Here is a 16,526-nt window from a genome sequence, read left to right on the forward strand (position 1 = left end):
CTTCACGGCTTGCGATAGATCACCTGCCCTGCACGGATGGTGTAGGCGACTTTCGCAAGGTTGCCGACGTCAGCCATCGGGTCGCCGTCAAGGACCACGAGATCGGCGTCAAAGCCCTTTTCTACTTTACCCTTCCTGGCCGCCTTGAAATATTTGGCCGGGTTCGTCGTCAGCGTGGCCAGCACTTCCTTTTCCGAAAGCGCGCGGTGCATCAGCTCGTATTCGACCGACGTGTCATAGATCGTGGTGAAGCCGACATCGGTGCCGAACAGAATGGCGCCGCCGTTGCCTGAAAACGCCTTGATCTGCTGGACGCCGGAATCGACGAGACGCGTGGCCAGGGCCGGACCACCGATGGTCTTCACAAACAGCGACAGCGTCGGGATCAATGCAATGCCTTGCGCTTTGAATTTTGCGAGCTGCTCGGGGCTGTAGCCCGGTTGCCCGGGAATGATATGCGCCAGTACATCGACTCCGGCCTCGACCACCGTCTCCATTCCAGTCTTGTTTTGCGGATGCGCGAACACCGGCTTGCCCTGCGCATGCGCCAGGTCGACCGCCGCCTTGGCGATCGCCACGTCCATATTCACGACGGGCTTGTCGCCCATATAGACGCCGGTGAACAACTTCATGCCATCGAGGCCCATTCCCAAGTAAGCGCGCGTCATTTGCGCAGCCTCCTCCGGCGTGGCGGCCTCGGGCAGTTGCAGTTCGGGCGGCAGATAGGCGGGATGGCCGCCTTTGGGGAAAATGTTGCCGGCGAAGAATATGCTTGGGCCGAGGATTTCACCGGCATTGACGCGCTTGCGGAGAGGAAGCGAGTCACGCGGATCGGAACCGAGGTCCCATACGGTGGTGAAACCCCATTTCGTCAGCATCTCCTGCATATGGTCCTGCAGCGGCGCCGCCGGCGCGGTGCCGGCGTTTTTCCAAACGCCTTGCGTGAAGTGAACGTGGCTGTTCCAGAAGCCGGCAACGACGGTCTTGCCGGTGCAATCGATGACGCGGGCATCCTGTGGGATTTGCACTTCGCTGCGGCTGCCGATCGCGGTGATGACGCCGTCGGTCGTTACAACCAACGCATCGGCAAGCGGCGTTGCGTCGGGCGATGCGTACACGCGGCCACCCGCTAGCGCGAGAGTTTCCGCTCTGGCTGGAGCGCCGAGCGCGGCAGCCTCACCCAGAAGAAAACAGAAAAGCGCAGCGCGGAGCCAAGTCCCGATCATATGCCGATCCCTTGTTCACGATGGCAGCCTGGTGCCAAAACAAACCGGACCGGGCGATAGCTGATTAGCACGCCCTCGATTTGATCGTTCTTGCGCTCCCGGAAAATTGATCGCGGCGCGCTGACAGGTCGAACGCCTTACTCCTCCGGCGCGTTCTCGATCGGATCGAAGCGGTCGGCCTCGAGGCCGAGCAGGTTCCAGGATTGCAGCATGTGCGGCGGCAGCGGCGCGGTCGCGTCGATCACGCCGCCTCGGGGATGCGGGATCACGATCCGGCGCGCCAGGAGATGCAGGCGATTCTGGATGCCGCCCGGCAGATCCCAGTTTTCCTTGTTGAAGTATTTGGGATCGCCGACGATGGCATGGTCGATATGCGCCATATGCGCGCGCAATTGATGGGTGCGCCCGGTCACCGGCTTCAGCGACACCCAGGCGAGTTTTTGCGCCGAGGTCTCGACCACCGCATAGTAAGTCACCGCGTGGCTGGCGCCTTCATCGCCGTGCTTGGCGATCCGCATGATGGTGTCGTCCTCGCTCTCTTCCTTGGCGAGGTAGGTCGAGATGCGGCCCTGCTTCGGCTTCGGTACTCCCGCCACCATTGCCCAGTAGATTTTCCGCGCTGAGCGATGGCGGAACGAGCCGGTCAGCGCGGTGGCGGCAAAGCGCGTCTTTGCGATCAACAGACAGCCCGACGTTTCGCGGTCCAGCCGGTGCACCAGTCTTGGCTTTTGTCCCTTGGCGTCGCGCATCACTTCGAGCATGTCGTCGACATTGCGCGTGATGCCGGAGCCGCCCTGCACCGCAAGCCCCGCGGGCTTGTTCAGCACCATGACGTCGGCGTCCTCGAACAGGATCATGTCCCTGAGCGCCTGCAGCGTCTTGGTCGCGGCTTCCGAGAGCGTGCCGCCGACCTTCGGCGTATCGAGCTTGAGCGGCGGAATCCGGATGCTCTGCCCCTCCTCGATCCGGTCCTTGCTGTCGGCGCGCTTGCCGTTGACGCGCAGTTCGCCTTTGCGAACGATGCGCTGGATGTGGGAGAACGAAAGGCCCGGGAAACGCGCCTCGAGGAAGCGGTCGACGCGCATGTTGTTCTCGTCCGCGGTCACCACCACGGTCTGGACCTTGGTCGGCAGCGGCGGCGGCTCGGCGACGATCTTCTCCGGCTCCGGAACATAAGGCGCCGGTTTCGGCGCGCGGGGCGCCGCGGCCACAAAACGCGCCGGCGGCTTGCCGCCCGGACGATGGGCCGGCCGCTCGGCTTTCGAGCCCCGATAGGGACGCGCGCCCTTGGGACGGTCGCCCGCCGGGCGGAGAGGTTTTTTGACGCGACGGCTCATGATTTGGCTGGCTCCGGATAAGGCCGTTGCCTAGCGCAAAAGCAGCGAATCGTCACGGTGAATCGGCCTGTTTCGGCGAATGTCAGAGCAAAACCCGGCCGATCCGGCTTCAATTTCCGCTGCATTTGGCCTCGCGCCAGATCCACCTGATACTCGTGTGCGCGTGCGGAAGCTTGTCAGCCTTGTCGGCGGCCAGGCGGGCAGCGGCCGGATTATGGTTTAGATGCAAATGGGAGTTGCGAGATGAAATCGACGACATGGGCCGTGAAGGTGTTCCTGGCCGTGATCGCAGCCATGTGGGCAGGTTCAGCCCTCGCACAGCAGCCCTCGATGTCGGAGGATCTGGCGTGGAAGCTGCTGGAGCTCGGGCGCACCATTGACCCGCCCAAGACCGCCGCGCTCTACGCGCCGATGCAGCAAAAGGAGCCCTATGAGGGCGTCAAGACCGAACGCGACGTCAAATACGGCGCGGCGGAGCGACATCTGCTCGACGTGTTTACGCCGGACACCAATTCATCCGCCCGACCGGTGCTGATCTTCATCCACGGCGGCGGCTTTGTTGCCGGCAACAAGCGCAATCCCGGCAGTCCCTTTTACGACAACATCATGCTGTGGGCGGTAAAGAACGGCTTTGTCGGCGTCAACGCCACCTACCGCCTCGCGCCGCAATTCGTTTATCCGGCCAGCGCCGAAGACCTTGCGTCGGTGGTGCAATGGGTGACCGAGAAAATCACCGAGCGTGGCGGCGATCCGGCGCGCGTCTTCCTGATGGGGCAATCCGCCGGCGCGGTGCATGTCGCCAACTACGTATCGCACCCCGAGCTTCACAAGGTGAAGGGCGGCGGCCTCGCCGGCGCGATCATGGTCTCCGGCATCTACGACCTGACGGCATCGCCGGTCGGCGACGCCGAGATCACCTATTTCGGTTCCGATCCCTCGCGCTATGCCGAACGATCGTCGCTGCGAGGCTTGCTGGAGACAAAGATTCCATTGATGGCCACTGCCGCCGAACTCGATCCACCGCGCTTCATCGAGCAATACGAATTGCTGAAACAGGCCACCTGCAAAAGCGCCGAGGGGTGCGCGCGCACCTTCATGCTGCCGCAGCACAGCCACATGTCGGAGGTCTACGCGATCAACACGTCAGATACGCGGCTGACCGATGAGATCCTGGAGTTCGTGAAGACGGGCAAGTAGCTTTGCTCCCGGCTCTATGTGCCCGGCAATACCCGCGCTGAACCCTCACGAAACGGTCCTCCATCCGCGACGACGAAAGCGTCCGGCCGGTGTGACCTTTGTCACTGAGCTATTCCCGAAGATGCTCATGATCTGCCGAGCGTGCCCGTGGAGCTTGCCGAACGGGCCGGCGCGGCTTGCGGACGCCAATCGAAGGGATCACGGGAATGTCCATCTTCGTGGGAATTCTGATCGCCATCCTGGGTACGGCGATGATCGTCGTCGGATCAGGTTTCGTTCTCGTATTCCGAATGGCGCTCCGCATCTTCGACCAATCGCTCAGCAGCGAGTTTGCCGGCCAGGGCCGAGAGCAGGTCGAACGCATCGCGATGAAAATCAGCAATCCGTTCGTGCGGCAAATCGTATTGAAGCATGTCGTGACAGCCGGAGGAACTCTGGCCGTCTCGCTGGCACGTGGGGCCATCGAGTCGCGGAAGCGAACGGCGCTGTACCTGGTGATCGCCGGCGTGCTTACGTTCGCCCTGGCCTGCGTTCAATTCGCGAAAGGTTGATGGCCGCTCGTGCAGGCGGAACTCCGGGTGCTCACTTGCACTGCGCGTCATTTCTCAAGCGATTGAGATCGACGCTCGCGTTGCTGGATGGACGCTGCTTCATCGCCACGTCGGCCGCCGCGCAGGCAGCCTCGCGGTCGCCATTTTGCAGGCGGGCGTGGGCGAGATTGATCCAGGCGTCGCCGAAGTCCGGCGTGTCCTTGACCGCCTGCTCCAGCACCGGCTGCGCCTCCTTTGGACGCTTGGCGACCAGAAGCACGCGGCCGTAGTCCGCATTCAGCATCTTCAACGGATTGGGCTGCTTCTGCGCAATCCGGAACAATTCTTCGGCAAAGTCGAGGTCCTTGAAGCGAATTTGCGCAATCGCCGCCAGGCCGTGATAGACGACGCTCTGTTCGGGAGCGACGAGGTAGGCCTGGTTGAATCGCAGTGCAGCTTCGGGATACTTGCCCGATCCAAGCGCCCGCCAACCACGCTTGACCACTTCGTCCAGGGCCTTCTCCTTGGTCCCGGCCGCCTGCACCAGCGCCTTTACAAACTTGTCGTCCTCATTCCGCTCCGCGTCGGTCTTGGCTGCGAATCCAAAGAACGGCTGCTCCTTGCTCGGCGCCGCATAGGTACGCTTCGTCACCTGTATCCCCGGTGCAACTTCCACGGTGTCAGCCGACGCGGAATGCGCAAACCCCACTGCAAGAAGCGCGCACGCGAAAGCGAACAAGCCACGGCACTTCAGACCAATCATTCAGCGCTTCCCCCACTGCGTTCCCGCCGCAGCTTCGCCCAATAGTCCAGCCGCTTGCGGATTTCGCGCTCGAAGCCGCGGTCGGGCGGATCATAAAATGTCTGGCGTCCCAGCGCTTCCGGGAAATAGTCCTGGCCGGAAAACGCATCGGGCGCATCGTGGTCGTATTCGTAGCCGGAACCGTAGCCTTCCGACTTCATCAGCTTGGTCGGCGAGTTGAGGATGTGTTTTGGCGGCAGCAGCGAACCGCCCTCCTTCGCCGTGCGCATCGCCGCGCCAAAGGCCTTGTAGGCGGCGTTCGATTTCGGCGCGGTGGCGAGATATATCACGGCCTGCGCGATCGCCAGTTCGCCCTCGGGATGGCCGAGGAAATCATAGGCGTCCTTGGCGGCGTTGCAGATCACCAGCGCCTGCGGATCGGCAAGGCCAATGTCCTCGACCGCCATGCGCACCACCCGCCGCGCCAGGAACAGCGGGTCTTCGCCAGCGTCCATCATGCGCGCGAGATAATACAGCGCCGCATCCGGATCGGAGCCGCGCACCGCCTTATGCAGCGCCGAGATCAGGTTGTAGTGGCCGTCGGCGGATTTGTCGTAGATCGGCGCGCGGCGCTGCAGGATGTCCTGCAACTTCTCGGCGTTGAAGACCTCACCCTTGCGCGCGGCGCGCCAGACTTCTTCGGCAAGCGTCAGCGCGGCGCGGCCGTCGCCATCGGCCATCCGCACCAGCACGGCGCGGGCCTCGGCATCGAGCGGCAGCTTTTTGCTCTCGATCTTTTCGGCATGGGCGTAGAGCTGTTCCACCGCCACCGCATCAAGTGAATGAAACACCAGCACGCGGGCCCGCGACAGAAGCGCCGCGTTGAGTTCGAACGACGGATTTTCGGTGGTGGCGCCGACCAGCACCACGGTGCCGTCTTCCATCACGGGCAGAAACGAATCCTGCTGCGCACGGTTGAAGCGATGCACCTCGTCGACGAACAGCAGCGTGCCCTTGCCGGTCTCGCGGCGGGCGCGCGCGGCGTCGAACACTTTCTTCAGATCGGCGACGCCGGAAAATACCGCGGAGATTTGCTCGAAATGCAGTTCGGTGGCATCGGCGAGCAGCCGCGCCACCGTGGTCTTGCCGGTGCCGGGCGGTCCCCAGAACACCAGCGAGCCCAGCGTGCGCGTTTCCAGCATCCGCGTCAGCGCGCCGTCGGGGCCGAGGATGTGATCCTGGCCGACGACATCTGACAATGACTGCGGGCGCAGCCGGTCCGGCAGCGGACGCGGCGCGTCCTGCTCCATCCCTGCCGCGGCAAAGAGGTTGGCAGCTTCGCGTGGCTGCTTCGGGCTCATCCGCCGAGCGTCACGTTGATCTGCTGGCCGCCGCGCACCACCGTGATGCGCCAGATCCGTGCCGAGGTCTTGGACGCCTTGTCGAGATCGCTGGTCTTGGCGATCTTCTGGCTATTGACCGCGAGGATGATGTCGCCCTTCTGGAAGCCGACGCCGGCGGCGGTTCCGCCATCGGCGAGATCGATCACGACGACGCCTTCGGTCGAAGCGTCGAGCCGCAGCTCGTCGGCAACCGCCGGCGAAATGTTGGCGACCTTCGCGCCCTGGAACGGCGAGCGCGCGGTCAGCACGATCTCGTCGCGGTTGGTGTCGGGCGCGGTTTCCAACGGCACCGCCAACTTCACGGTCTTGCCGGCGCGCTGCACGTCGATCTGCGCCGAACCACCCAGCGGACGGGTGGCAAAGCGATAGTCGAACGCGTTGGGATCGTCGATCACCTGTCCATCGATGGCCACGATCAGGTCGGACAGTTTCAATCCGGCGCGCGCTGCCGGGCTGTTCGCCGCGACGTTGGCGACCAGCGCACCGGTCGGCGATTTGAGCCCCAGCGTCTCCGCGATCTCGGGCGTCACCGCCTGCAACTTGGCGCCGAGATACGGGCGCTTCACCGCCTTGCCGCCGCTCTTGGCGGACGCCACGACCACCCGCACCATGTTGGCAGGAATCGCAAAGCCGATGCCCTGCGAGCCGCCGGAGCGCGAAAAAATCGCGGTGTTGATGCCGGCAAGCTTGCCGGTCATGTCGACCAGCGCGCCGCCGGAATTACCGGGGTTGATCGCGGCATCGGTCTGGATGAAGAACTGGTAGTCGGTGATGCCTACTTGCGTGCGCGCCAGCGCCGAGATGATACCTTGCGTCACGGTCTGGCCGACACCAAAAGGATTGCCGATCGCGAGCACGACGTCGCCGACCAGCAATTCATCGGAATTGGCAAAGTCGATCGTCGTGAACTTCTCCTTGGAGTCCTTGATGCGCAGCACCGCCAGATCGGTGCGGCTGTCTTTCAGCACGATCTCGGCTTCGAATTCGCGCTTGTCGGCCAGCGATATCTTGACCTGATCGGCGCCTTCGATGACGTGGTTGTTGGTGACGACGAGGCCGGAGGCATCGACCATCACGCCCGAACCCAGCGAACGCTGCATCTGCTCGGGCTGCTGGCCGGGCACGCCGAAGAAGCGGCGGAAAATCGGATCGTCCAGCAAGGGATTGCGGTTCTGCACGGTCTTGGCGGCATAGACGTTGACCACCGCCGGCTGCACCCGCTGCACGATCGGCGCAAAGGATAGCCGCAGCTCGGCTCCCGACGACGGCACGCGGCGGTCCTGCGCCAGCGCCGGCGTGGCAACGATCGCGGAAACCAGTAGCAGGGCAAGAGAGCGAATCAACATGCAAGAAATCCCGTAATTTGGTGCGTCAGATATAGGTGCGAGGCGGCAACGAGAGAAGACAAAGCGGTACACAACTACGCTGCGCGATCGGGCGCTTTGATGGTTTCCGGCGCAGGTCCACAGGACAGCCTGTCCCGATGGCTCTCCCCCCACGCCTTCAGCGTATCGATCACGGGGCGCAGGCTCTCGCCGAGCTCCGAGAGGGTATACTCGACCCGCGGCGGCACCTCGGCATAGACCTTGCGGACCACCAGTTTGTCATCCTCCAGCGCGCGCAGCTGCTTGGTCAGCATGCGCTGGGTAATGCCGGGCATCCGTCGCCGCAACTCCCCAAATCGCTGGGTGCCGGCCTGCAGATGGAACAGGATCACGCCCTTCCACTTGCCGTCGATCAGGTCGAGGGTGGCTTCCACCGAGCAGCCGGGCCGATGGGCAAAATTCCGCCTTTTCATGCGTTATTTTCCAATAGTATCCAAACAGGGACTAGTTCCCCGATTTTACAGTACTTGCCAAATTGACGCCAGCGCGACAGGTAGGGCCACAGCGTTTTCAACCGAAGCATGCCCGCGGAATTGCTCCGTGGGTGGCGACCGGTTCACTCCCGGAAAACGCATCAAGTTTGGACCACCTGTTTTGAACAGTCAGGAGACAGCAGCCATGAAGGCCGTCGGATACCAAAAATCGCTCCCGATCGAGGACGCGAATTCGCTGATCGATTTCGAGACCGCCAAGCCGGAGCCGAAAGGCCGCGACATCCGCGTTGCCGTGAAGGCGATCTCGGCCAACCCCGTCGATTACAAGGTGCGCAAGCGCGCCGCGCCGCCCGAAGGCGAGACCAAGATTTTGGGCTATGACGCAGCCGGTGTCGTTGATGCGGTCGGGCCTGAGGTGACGCTGTTCAGGCCGGGCGATGAAGTGTTCTACGCCGGCTCGATCCTGCGCCAGGGCACCAATTCGGAATTCCATTTGGTCGATGAGCGCATTGTCGGCCGCAAACCGAAATCACTCTCCTTTGCGCAGGCCGCCGCGCTGCCGCTGACCTCGATCACCGCCTGGGAGTTGTTGTTCGACCGGCTCGGCGCGGTGCCGGGCAAGAGCGTCGATCCGCGCACGCTATTGATTACCGGCGGCGCCGGGGGCGTCGGCTCGATCCTGATCCAGCTCGCGCGCCGCCTCACCGGCCTCACCGTGGTTGCCACCGCGACCCGGCCGGAATCGAAAAAGTGGTGCCTCGATCTCGGCGCGCATGCCGTGATCGATCATGGCAAGCCGATGAAGGAGCAGATCGAGCAGTTAAAAGTGCCGCCGGTTGGCTTGGTCGCCAGCCTCACCTACACCGATCAGCACTACAAGGGAATCGCCGACCTGATGGCGCCGCAGGGCAAATTTGGTCTGATCGACGATCCCCCGGAATTCACCATGAGCGCCTTCAAGGGCAAGGCGATCTCGGTGCATTGGGAATCGATGTTCACACGCTCTTCGTTCCAGACCCCGGACATGATCGCCCAGCATATGCTGCTGAACGACGTTGCCGACCTCATCGACAAGGGCGTGCTGCGCACCACGCTCGACCAGACCTTTGGCAGCATCAACGCAGCCAACCTCAAACGCGCGCATGCGCTTTTGGAGAGCGGCAAGTCGCGCGGCAAGATCGTGCTGGAGGGATGGTAGCGGGCCCATAATTGGGTTGATCGGGGACCCGATTCAAGGGAGCTTGTCCCTCATCGATCCGGGACGGCTGTCGCCGAAGACCCCGGCGCGAATTGCCGGGGTTTAGGTAAGACAGGAGTACGTGTTCGACATGATACGGATGTTTCTATTGGCCGCGATGGCGTCGGCCGGCCTGATCGGAAGCGCCAACGTGGCGGTGGCGCAGGCGAACTATCCCGAAAAGCAGCTCCAGTTGATCCTGCCCTTCCCGGCCGGCGGGGCCTCCGATGTCGTCGGCCGCATTATCGCCAGCGAGCTGGAAGCCCGGCTCCGCAAGCCGGTGATCGTCATGAACCGCCCCGGCGGCGGCACCACCATCGGCGCGCGGGAGGCGGCCAATGCCGCGCCGGATGGTTATACGTTGTTCTTCTCCTCGAACTCTACCTTCACCCTGCAGAACGCGGTGAAGGAGACCGTGCCCTTCGACAGCGCAAAGGACTTCGAGCCGATAGGCCAGATCGGCACCATCGGCATGGTGCTGGTGACCCATCGCGACAACCCGATCAAGGATGTCGCCGCCCTCGTCGCCGCCGCCAAGGCCAATCCCGACAAGCTGTCGCTGGCTTCCTTTGGCGCGGCGACCATTTCCCATTTTGCCGGCGAACTGTTCAAGTCGAGCGCCGGCATCAAGATGGTGCACCTGCCCTACAAGGGCAGCGCGCCGGCGATGAACGATCTGATCGGCAAGCATATCGAGTATCACGTCGACACGGTGATCGCGGTCAAGCCTCAGACCGAGGCAGGCACCGTACGGCCGCTCGCCATCTTCTCTGCCAAACGCTCGACGTTCCTCCCGGATGTTCCGACGCTCGCCGAACTCGGCTATCCCAAGGCCGACATCATCTCCTGGGGTACATTGGTCGTGCCAAAGGGAACGCCCGCCGCGATCCGCGACAGGCTGGCGGGGATGCTTGAAGAGGCGATCGCGACCCCGGCGGTGATCGAGCGCTTCCAGAAGGTCGGATTCGAGCCGGCGTTCAAGCGCTATACGGACTGGCCGGGATTCGTCGGCAAGGAAATCGCCGAGATGAAGGCGCTGGCGCAGGCAGCCGGCATCAAGGAAGAGTGATCCTGATATGACCGAACCCTGCGACCTCTCCGCGGTGACGGCGCGGGCGCTGATCGGGGAGCGCAAGCTTTCGCCGGTCGAACTGCTCGATAGCTGCATCGGCCGCATCGAGGCGATCGATCCGGCGGTGAACGCCATGATCGCGCGTGGGTTCGATTCTGCGCGCGAGACGGCGCGACAGAGCGAGGCCGCTGTGATGCGCGGCGATCAGCTCGGGCCGCTGCACGGGCTGCCGCTGGGGGTCAAGGACCTGATCGACGCCAAGGGGCTGCCGACGAGTTTCGGCAGCGTGCTGTTCGCCGACAATGTTGCCAGGAGCGACGAAGCCGTCGTCGCGATGCTCAGGCGCGCCGGAGCGATCGTCGTCGGCAAGACCAACGTCCCCGAATGGGGCGCGGGCGGCAACACCCGCAACGCGCTGCACGGCGCGACGGGTAATCCCTTCGACCCCGATCGGTCCGCAGCCGGCTCGTCCGGCGGATCGGCGGTGGCGCTTGCCACCGGCATGGTGCCGCTCGCGACCGGCTCCGACACCGGCGGATCGGTGCGCAATCCCGCCGCCTTTTGCGGCGTGGTGGGATTCCGTCCCTCGCCCGGGTTGATCGCAAGCAACAGCCGCAACATGGCCTGGCTGCAGATCTCGCAGCTCGGCCCGATGGCACGCACCGTTTCGGACGCCTGCCTGATGCTGTCCTGCATGCTGGACCGCGACGCGCGGGATCCGCTTTCTGCGATCCTTCACGCCGGCGGCTCGCCAGCGCCATCAGCCTATCGCGATCCACCGACGACCGACCTCGGCGCTCTGCGAATTGCGGCGACGACCGACTTCGGCTTCGCGCCAACGGAGCGCGCGATCGCCGAAACCTTCAAGACCAGGCTTGCAACCTTCGGATCGGCGTTCCGCAGCGTCGAATGGACCCATCCGGATTGCAGCGATGCCGACGAGGTATTCGCGGTCCTGCGCGCAGTCGCCTTCCTCGGCCGCCACCGCGAGCTTGCGGAAAAACACCCGGACAAGGTCGGCCCCAACATTCGCGACAACGTCGCCGAGGGCCTCGGCTATTCGGCGCTCGACGTCGCGCGCGCGCTGTCGATGCAGACCGAGATGTACCGGCGCTGGCAGGAGTTTTTCGGCGAGCACGATTTCGTTCTCGCGCCCGCGATCACGATCAGCCCGCGGCCGTGGTCGGAATTGTACCCGGCCGTCATCGATGGCCGCCCGACAAAATCCTATTTCCATTGGCTGGCGATGGCCTATGCGGTCACCAATGTCGGGCATCCCGCGGTGGCGATACCGGCGGGCCGCGACGGCGCCGGAATGCCGTTCGGTATCCAGGTGATCGGACCGCGAGGCGGCGATCTTGCGACGCTGTCGGTGGCCCGCGAGATCGAGGCGCTGCTGTCAGCCAATCCGGCGACCGCCCGCCCCGTTCCCGACCTCGCCTGGCTGGGCCGCCAGAAGCCGATTGCCGGCAAGCCGGGATTCCGCGATTTCGACTGACGATGCCGGCATCGCGGGCGCATTCACGCCGGCGCCACCCCCTTCACAAACATCAGCCGGCGCTCCATGTGCCTTGCGACGGCGGCACTGAAAGCCGCCTGAACCCCCGTTCATGAATATTAAATCTGCCGCCCGGCCGTCCGGCCGCTTGCCGCGTGCAACGAACTTCACTTGAATGTGTTTATTGAGCGTCTGCTTTACGGATTTGCGGAAAGGAGTGTTCCATGAGGAAAGCACCTTTGATCCTGGCACTTGCGGCCGTCCTCGGCCTGACGGCGATCGCGGCACCCTCGCCCGCGGAAGCGCGCTGGCGCGGCGGCGGATTTTTCCCGGGGATCGCTGGCGGACTGCTGGCGGGAGCGGTGATCGGCGGAATTGCGTCGAACGCTTACGCCTACGGTCCGGGCTACGGGTACGGCCCAGGCTACGGGTATTATGGCGGCGGCTACGCGCCAGCATATTACGGCGGCGGGTACGCGCCCGCCTATTATGGTGGTTACGCACCGGGCTACTACGGCGGCTACTATGGTGGCCCCTATGTTCGCCGCGTATATCGTCCGGTCTACGCCTACGGTCCGCGCTTCTACGGTCCGCGGTACCATCGCGCCTACTACCGCCGCTGGTAGTTGCACTAAAAAGGGCCGCGCGAAATGGCGGCCCTTTTTGTCTTAGGCAGTTCGCGTTAGTCGGATATGCGACGCCGCGCGCCGTGCACACACGCCGGCACCGCCTCACGCGATGGTTTGCACGATCCCGCCTTCGACACGGAGCGCGGCGCCGTTGGTGGCGGAGGCTTCCTTCGAGCTGACATAGACCACCATGTTGGCGATCTCCTGAACGCTGGCAAAGCGCTGCAGCAGCGAGGTCGGGCGATGCTGTTTCACAAAGCTGGAAGCCGCCTCCTCGACCGACTGGCCATTCTGCTTTGCCAGATCCCTGACGAAGGTCTCGACACCCTCTGACATCGTCGGCCCTGGCAATACCGAATTGACGGTTACGGCGGTGCCGCGGGTCAGTTCGGCGAGGCCCCGCGCGACCGCAAGCTGCGCCGTCTTGGTCATGCCGTAATGGATCATCTCCTTTGGAATGTTCAGCCCGGATTCGGAGGAGATGAAAACGATGCGTCCCCAGTTGCGCGTCAACATGCCCGGCATATAGGCGCGCGACAGCCGCACGCCCGACATCACATTGACCTCGTAGAAGCGGCTCCAGTCCTCGTCGGGAATATCGAAGAAGCCCTTGGGCTCGAATATCCCGGCATTGTTGATCAGGATGTCGATGCTGGGCAGCGCGGCCAGCAGCGCCTTGCATCCCTCGGCGGTCGAGACATCGGCGGCCACGCCGCGGACCTTGGCGCCGGGCACGGCCTTGGTGATTGCCCCTGACGCGGCATCGACCTTGGCTTGCGAGCGTCCATTGACGACCACGCTGGCGCCGGTTGCGGCGAGGCCTTTGGCGATGGCGTGTCCGATGCCGGCGGTCGAGCCGGTGACCAGCGCGGTTTTTCCCGAAAGATCGATGTTCACTGGATATCTCCCTTCATTGATGATGGAGATATCGGAAGCGGCGGGCGCAAGCGCAATTGGTGGGCCGGCATGGCTGACACAACTCTATCGTCGTCCCGGCGAAGGCTCAGATGCGCAATTGCGCATCGGGGGACCCATACCGCGTGATCTCTCGATAAGGCAGAGTGGCTAATGCCTTGCCGCAAAACCACTTCCTGTGGTTATGGGTTCCCCGATGCGCAATTGCGCATCTGAGCTCAAGGCCGGAACGACGAAAACAAAAAAGCGGCGCCGAAGCGCCGCTTTTGGAAACTGATTTCGGAAAACCTTACGCCGCTTCGGCGGACTTTTCCTGCACCGGGCCGGAGTCCTTGCCCTTGGCGTCGACGTCGCGGTCGACGAATTCGATCACGGCCATCGGGGCGTTATCGCCATAGCGGAAGCCGGCCTTGATGATGCGGGTATAGCCGCCCTGGCGGTCCTTGTAGCGGGACGCCAGCACGTCGAACAGCTTGCGAACCTGGTCCTTGTCGCGCATTTCGGAGATCGCCTGGCGGCGCATGGCGAGACCGCCCTTCTTGCCGAGCGTGACGAGCTTCTCGACGATCGGCCGCAATTCCTTGGCCTTGGGCAATGTGGTGACGATCTGCTCGTGCTTGATCAGCGCCGCGCACATGTTGGCGAACATCGCTTTGCGATGCTCGGCGGTGCGGTTGAGCTTCCGATGAACCTTGCCGTGACGCATGTTGAATTCCTCAATACTTGATCTGTCGCGACGGTTCGTCGGACTTGTTGCTCAGGTGGGCCGCCTGCGTTCGCCCAAAATGCAATGGCCGCGCTTTCGCCCGGCCATCGCGGTCATTGCTAAATCAATAGTGGTCTTCGAAGCGCTTGGCGAGCTCGTCGATGTTCTCCGGCGGCCAGCCCGGCACTTCCATGCCGAGATGCAGACCCATCTGGGCCAGCACTTCCTTGATCTCGTTCAGCGACTTGCGGCCGAAGTTCGGGGTACGGAGCATTTCCGCTTCCGACTTCTGCACGAGGTCGCCGATGTAGACGATGTTGTCGTTCTTCAGGCAGTTTGCCGAACGCACCGACAACTCCAGTTCGTCGACCTTCTTGAGGAACGCCGGGTTGAACGCGAGATCGGGGATGATCTCCTGCGCCACTTCCTTGCGCGGCTCTTCGAAGTTCACGAACACGTTGAGCTGATCCTGCAGGATGCGGGCGGCATAGGCCACCGAATCTTCCGGCGTGATCGCACCATTGGTTTCGATCGTCATGGTCAGCTTGTCGTAGTCGAGGATCTGGCCCTCGCGGGTGTTCTCGACCTTGTAGGAGACCTTGCGGACCGGCGAGAACAGGCTGTCGACCGGGATCAGGCCGATCGGCGCGTCTTCCGGACGGTTACGCTCGGCGGCGACATAGCCCTTGCCGGCAGCGACCGTGAATTCCATGCGGATTTCCGCGCCCTCGTCCAGCGTGCAGATCTGCAGGTCGGGATTGAGCACCACGACGTCGCCGACGGTCTGGATGTCGCCGGCGGTGACGACGCCCGGGCCCTGCTTCTTCACGACCATGCGCTTGGGGCCTTCGCCCTGCATCTTGATCGAGATGTCCTTGATGTTGAGCACGATGTCGGTGACGTCCTCGCGAACGCCCGCGATCGAGGAGAACTCGTGCAGCACGCCGTCGATGTGCACCGACTGCACCGCGGCACCCTGCAGCGACGACAGCAGGATGCGGCGCAGCGCGTTACCGAGGGTCTGGCCGAAGCCGCGCTCGAGGGGTTCTGCGACAACGGTCGCAAACCGGGCCGCATCGGTGCCCGGCGTTACCTGCAGCTTGTTCGGTCGGATAAGTTCTTGCCAATTTTTCTGGATCGTCACTGTGTCACCCATGTGTCAGTCCTTTGGGCCAGTCGTGCCCGCAACTGACGTTGGAGATCGCGGATCAGCCCGCGGCTGTCGAAATTCCAAGGCAATCGCGCGGCGGATAAATCCGCCCGCGACCAAAAAATCAAACGCGCCGACGCTTGCGCGGACGGCAACCATTGTGCGGGATCGTCGTCACGTCGCGAATCGATGTGACGGTGAAGCCCGCCGCCTGCAGCGCGCGAAGCGCCGACTCACGGCCCGAACCGGGGCCCGCAACTTCCACTTCCAGCGTGCGCATGCCGTGTTCCTGCGCCTTCTTCGAAACGTCTTCGGCCGCGACCTGCGCGGCATAGGGGGTCGACTTGCGCGAACCCTTGAAGCCCATCGTGCCAGCCGACGACCAGGCAATGGTGTTGCCCTGCGCGTCGGTGATGGTGATGGTCGTGTTGTTGAACGACGAATTCACATGCGCGATGCCTGAGGCGATGTTCTTGCGTTCGCGGCGGCGTATGCGGGTGGCTTCCTTGCCCATTCCAAAACCTTTCCTGTGATCTCAAACGCCGCCGTAGTGCCAGCGGCTACACCTAAAACGCGAAAAGCAGACGGTGAGGAGCGAATGGAAATTCGCCGCCTCGCGTCAGCTGTTCGCGAGCTTATTTCTTCTTGCCGGCAATCGACTTGGCCGGGCCCTTGCGCGTGCGCGCATTGGTGTGGGTGCGCTGGCCACGCACCGGCAGGCCGCGGCGATGACGCAGACCGCGATAGCAGCCGAGGTCCATCAGACGCTTGATGTTGATGCCGACTTCACGACGAAGATCGCCCTCGACCAGATAGTCGCGGTCGATGACTTCGCGGATCTGCAGAACTTCTTGGTCGCTGAGCTGGCTGACGCGGCGCTCGGCGGGAATCTTCACCTTCTCGATGATCTCGGCCGCGTTCTTCTGGCCGATGCCATGGATGTACTGGAGCGCGATCAAGACGCGCTTGTTGGTCGGGATATTCACGCCGGCAATACGGGCCACGGACTTCTCTCCTGTCACCGATCCCTCGCGGACCGGGCTATGTTCTTGCTAACTCGGGCAG

General features: G+C 63.3%; 17 protein-coding genes. 6 read left to right on the forward strand and 11 right to left on the reverse strand.

Translation table 11 applies throughout. The annotated features are described in order from the left end of the window. Positions 1-2: 2 nt before the first annotated feature. Positions 3-1,118: an amidohydrolase family protein gene (locus JQ597_RS30995; RefSeq protein WP_212269271.1), complete on the reverse strand. Its 1,116-nt coding sequence runs from the start codon at positions 1,116-1,118 to the stop codon at positions 3-5. Positions 1,119-1,363: 245 nt separating this feature from the next. Then, a complete protein-coding gene (locus JQ597_RS31000; protein WP_212269272.1) occupies positions 1,364-2,563 on the reverse strand; it encodes an RluA family pseudouridine synthase in 1,200 nt (399 codons plus the stop codon). A gap of 243 nt (positions 2,564-2,806) precedes the next feature. Between JQ597_RS31000 and JQ597_RS31005 the strand changes: the two genes are divergently transcribed. Both JQ597_RS31005 and JQ597_RS31010 read left to right on the forward strand, forming a co-directional pair. Next, a complete protein-coding gene (locus JQ597_RS31005; RefSeq protein WP_212269273.1) occupies positions 2,807-3,760 on the forward strand; it encodes an alpha/beta hydrolase in 954 nt (317 codons plus the stop codon). 218 nt (positions 3,761-3,978) lie between these two features. Continuing rightward, positions 3,979-4,311 (forward strand): hypothetical protein, encoded by a 333-nt coding sequence (locus tag JQ597_RS31010; RefSeq protein WP_212269274.1) that lies wholly within the window; start codon positions 3,979-3,981, stop codon positions 4,309-4,311. A 31-nt stretch (positions 4,312-4,342) separates the two neighbouring features. On the opposite strand, the gene JQ597_RS31015 is transcribed toward JQ597_RS31010, so the two are convergent. The 4 genes from JQ597_RS31015 to JQ597_RS31030 all read right to left on the reverse strand — a co-directional run bounded on the left by JQ597_RS31015 (position 4,343) and on the right by JQ597_RS31030 (position 8,233). After that, positions 4,343-4,942 carry a tetratricopeptide repeat protein gene (locus tag JQ597_RS31015; protein WP_349628916.1) on the reverse strand — a complete coding sequence of 200 codons (600 nt, stop codon included), beginning with the start codon at positions 4,940-4,942 and terminating at the stop codon, positions 4,343-4,345. Positions 4,943-5,049: 107 nt separating this feature from the next. Continuing rightward, the gene (locus JQ597_RS31020; protein ID WP_212269276.1) at positions 5,050-6,393 is read right to left on the reverse strand and encodes a replication-associated recombination protein A; all 1,344 of its coding nucleotides are present in this window, start codon (positions 6,391-6,393) and stop codon (positions 5,050-5,052) included. Further along, positions 6,390-7,781: a DegQ family serine endoprotease gene (locus JQ597_RS31025; protein ID WP_212269277.1), complete on the reverse strand. Its 1,392-nt coding sequence runs from the start codon at positions 7,779-7,781 to the stop codon at positions 6,390-6,392. Before JQ597_RS31025 ends, JQ597_RS31020 begins: the two co-directional genes overlap by 4 nt. A 74-nt stretch (positions 7,782-7,855) precedes the next feature. Next, positions 7,856-8,233: a winged helix-turn-helix transcriptional regulator gene (locus JQ597_RS31030; RefSeq protein ID WP_212211758.1), complete on the reverse strand. Its 378-nt coding sequence runs from the start codon at positions 8,231-8,233 to the stop codon at positions 7,856-7,858. A gap of 205 nt (positions 8,234-8,438) precedes the next feature. Between JQ597_RS31030 and JQ597_RS31035 the strand changes: the two genes are divergently transcribed. The 4 genes from JQ597_RS31035 to JQ597_RS31050 all read left to right on the forward strand — a co-directional run bounded on the left by JQ597_RS31035 (position 8,439) and on the right by JQ597_RS31050 (position 12,687). Then, a complete protein-coding gene (locus JQ597_RS31035) occupies positions 8,439-9,452 on the forward strand; it encodes a zinc-binding alcohol dehydrogenase family protein (RefSeq protein ID WP_212269278.1) in 1,014 nt (337 codons plus the stop codon). Positions 9,453-9,582: 130 nt separating this feature from the next. Further along, positions 9,583-10,560, forward strand: a complete 978-nt coding sequence (locus JQ597_RS31040) for a Bug family tripartite tricarboxylate transporter substrate binding protein (RefSeq protein ID WP_249148351.1) — start codon at positions 9,583-9,585, stop codon at positions 10,558-10,560. Between the two features lie 7 nt (positions 10,561-10,567). Continuing rightward, complete coding sequence (locus JQ597_RS31045) at positions 10,568-12,061, forward strand: amidase (RefSeq protein WP_212269279.1); 1,494 nt, start codon at positions 10,568-10,570, stop codon at positions 12,059-12,061. Between the two features lie 224 nt (positions 12,062-12,285). After that, positions 12,286-12,687, forward strand: coding sequence for a hypothetical protein (locus tag JQ597_RS31050; protein ID WP_212269280.1), 402 nt, complete (start codon positions 12,286-12,288; stop codon positions 12,685-12,687). A 105-nt stretch (positions 12,688-12,792) separates the two neighbouring features. On the opposite strand, the gene JQ597_RS31055 is transcribed toward JQ597_RS31050, so the two are convergent. The 5 genes from JQ597_RS31055 to rpsM form a co-directional block, all read right to left on the reverse strand. Beyond that, entirely contained in the window at positions 12,793-13,587 is a 795-nt protein-coding gene (locus tag JQ597_RS31055; RefSeq protein ID WP_212269281.1) for an SDR family NAD(P)-dependent oxidoreductase, read from the reverse strand. Between the two features lie 307 nt (positions 13,588-13,894). Then, positions 13,895-14,311, reverse strand: coding sequence for a 50S ribosomal protein L17 (rplQ, locus tag JQ597_RS31060; protein ID WP_192733846.1), 417 nt, complete (start codon positions 14,309-14,311; stop codon positions 13,895-13,897). A gap of 124 nt (positions 14,312-14,435) precedes the next feature. Then, positions 14,436-15,467 carry a DNA-directed RNA polymerase subunit alpha gene (locus JQ597_RS31065; RefSeq protein ID WP_192733847.1) on the reverse strand — a complete coding sequence of 344 codons (1,032 nt, stop codon included), beginning with the start codon at positions 15,465-15,467 and terminating at the stop codon, positions 14,436-14,438. A gap of 118 nt (positions 15,468-15,585) precedes the next feature. Next, on the reverse strand, positions 15,586-15,975 hold the full coding sequence (gene rpsK / locus JQ597_RS31070) for a 30S ribosomal protein S11 (protein ID WP_192733848.1): 390 nt from the start codon (positions 15,973-15,975) through the stop codon (positions 15,586-15,588). A gap of 121 nt (positions 15,976-16,096) precedes the next feature. After that, on the reverse strand, positions 16,097-16,465 hold the full coding sequence (gene rpsM / locus JQ597_RS31075; RefSeq protein ID WP_192733849.1) for a 30S ribosomal protein S13: 369 nt from the start codon (positions 16,463-16,465) through the stop codon (positions 16,097-16,099). Positions 16,466-16,526: the final 61 nt, after the last annotated feature.

This window comes from Bradyrhizobium sp. AUGA SZCCT0177 (assembly GCF_018130125.1).
GTDB lineage: Bacteria > Pseudomonadota > Alphaproteobacteria > Rhizobiales > Xanthobacteraceae > Bradyrhizobium.

Excerpts from the sequence above, each read along its gene's own strand:
- JQ597_RS31000 (WP_212269272.1), bottom strand. The coding sequence starts at position 2,563 with ATGAGCCGTCGCGTCAAAAAACCTCTCCGCCCGGCGGGCGACCGTCCC.
- JQ597_RS31005 (WP_212269273.1), top strand. The coding sequence starts at position 2,807 with ATGAAATCGACGACATGGGCCGTGAAGGTGTTCCTGGCCGTGATCGCA.
- JQ597_RS31020 (WP_212269276.1), bottom strand. The coding sequence starts at position 6,393 with ATGAGCCCGAAGCAGCCACGCGAAGCTGCCAACCTCTTTGCCGCGGCA.
- JQ597_RS31025 (WP_212269277.1), bottom strand. The coding sequence starts at position 7,781 with ATGTTGATTCGCTCTCTTGCCCTGCTACTGGTTTCCGCGATCGTTGCC.
- JQ597_RS31030 (WP_212211758.1), bottom strand. The coding sequence starts at position 8,233 with ATGAAAAGGCGGAATTTTGCCCATCGGCCCGGCTGCTCGGTGGAAGCC.
- JQ597_RS31035 (WP_212269278.1), top strand. The coding sequence starts at position 8,439 with ATGAAGGCCGTCGGATACCAAAAATCGCTCCCGATCGAGGACGCGAAT.
- JQ597_RS31040 (WP_249148351.1), top strand. The coding sequence starts at position 9,583 with ATGATACGGATGTTTCTATTGGCCGCGATGGCGTCGGCCGGCCTGATC.
- JQ597_RS31045 (WP_212269279.1), top strand. The coding sequence starts at position 10,568 with ATGACCGAACCCTGCGACCTCTCCGCGGTGACGGCGCGGGCGCTGATC.
- JQ597_RS31050 (WP_212269280.1), top strand. The coding sequence starts at position 12,286 with ATGAGGAAAGCACCTTTGATCCTGGCACTTGCGGCCGTCCTCGGCCTG.
- rplQ (WP_192733846.1), bottom strand. The coding sequence starts at position 14,311 with ATGCGTCACGGCAAGGTTCATCGGAAGCTCAACCGCACCGCCGAGCAT.
- JQ597_RS31065 (WP_192733847.1), bottom strand. The coding sequence starts at position 15,467 with ATGGGTGACACAGTGACGATCCAGAAAAATTGGCAAGAACTTATCCGA.
- rpsK (WP_192733848.1), bottom strand. The coding sequence starts at position 15,975 with ATGGGCAAGGAAGCCACCCGCATACGCCGCCGCGAACGCAAGAACATC.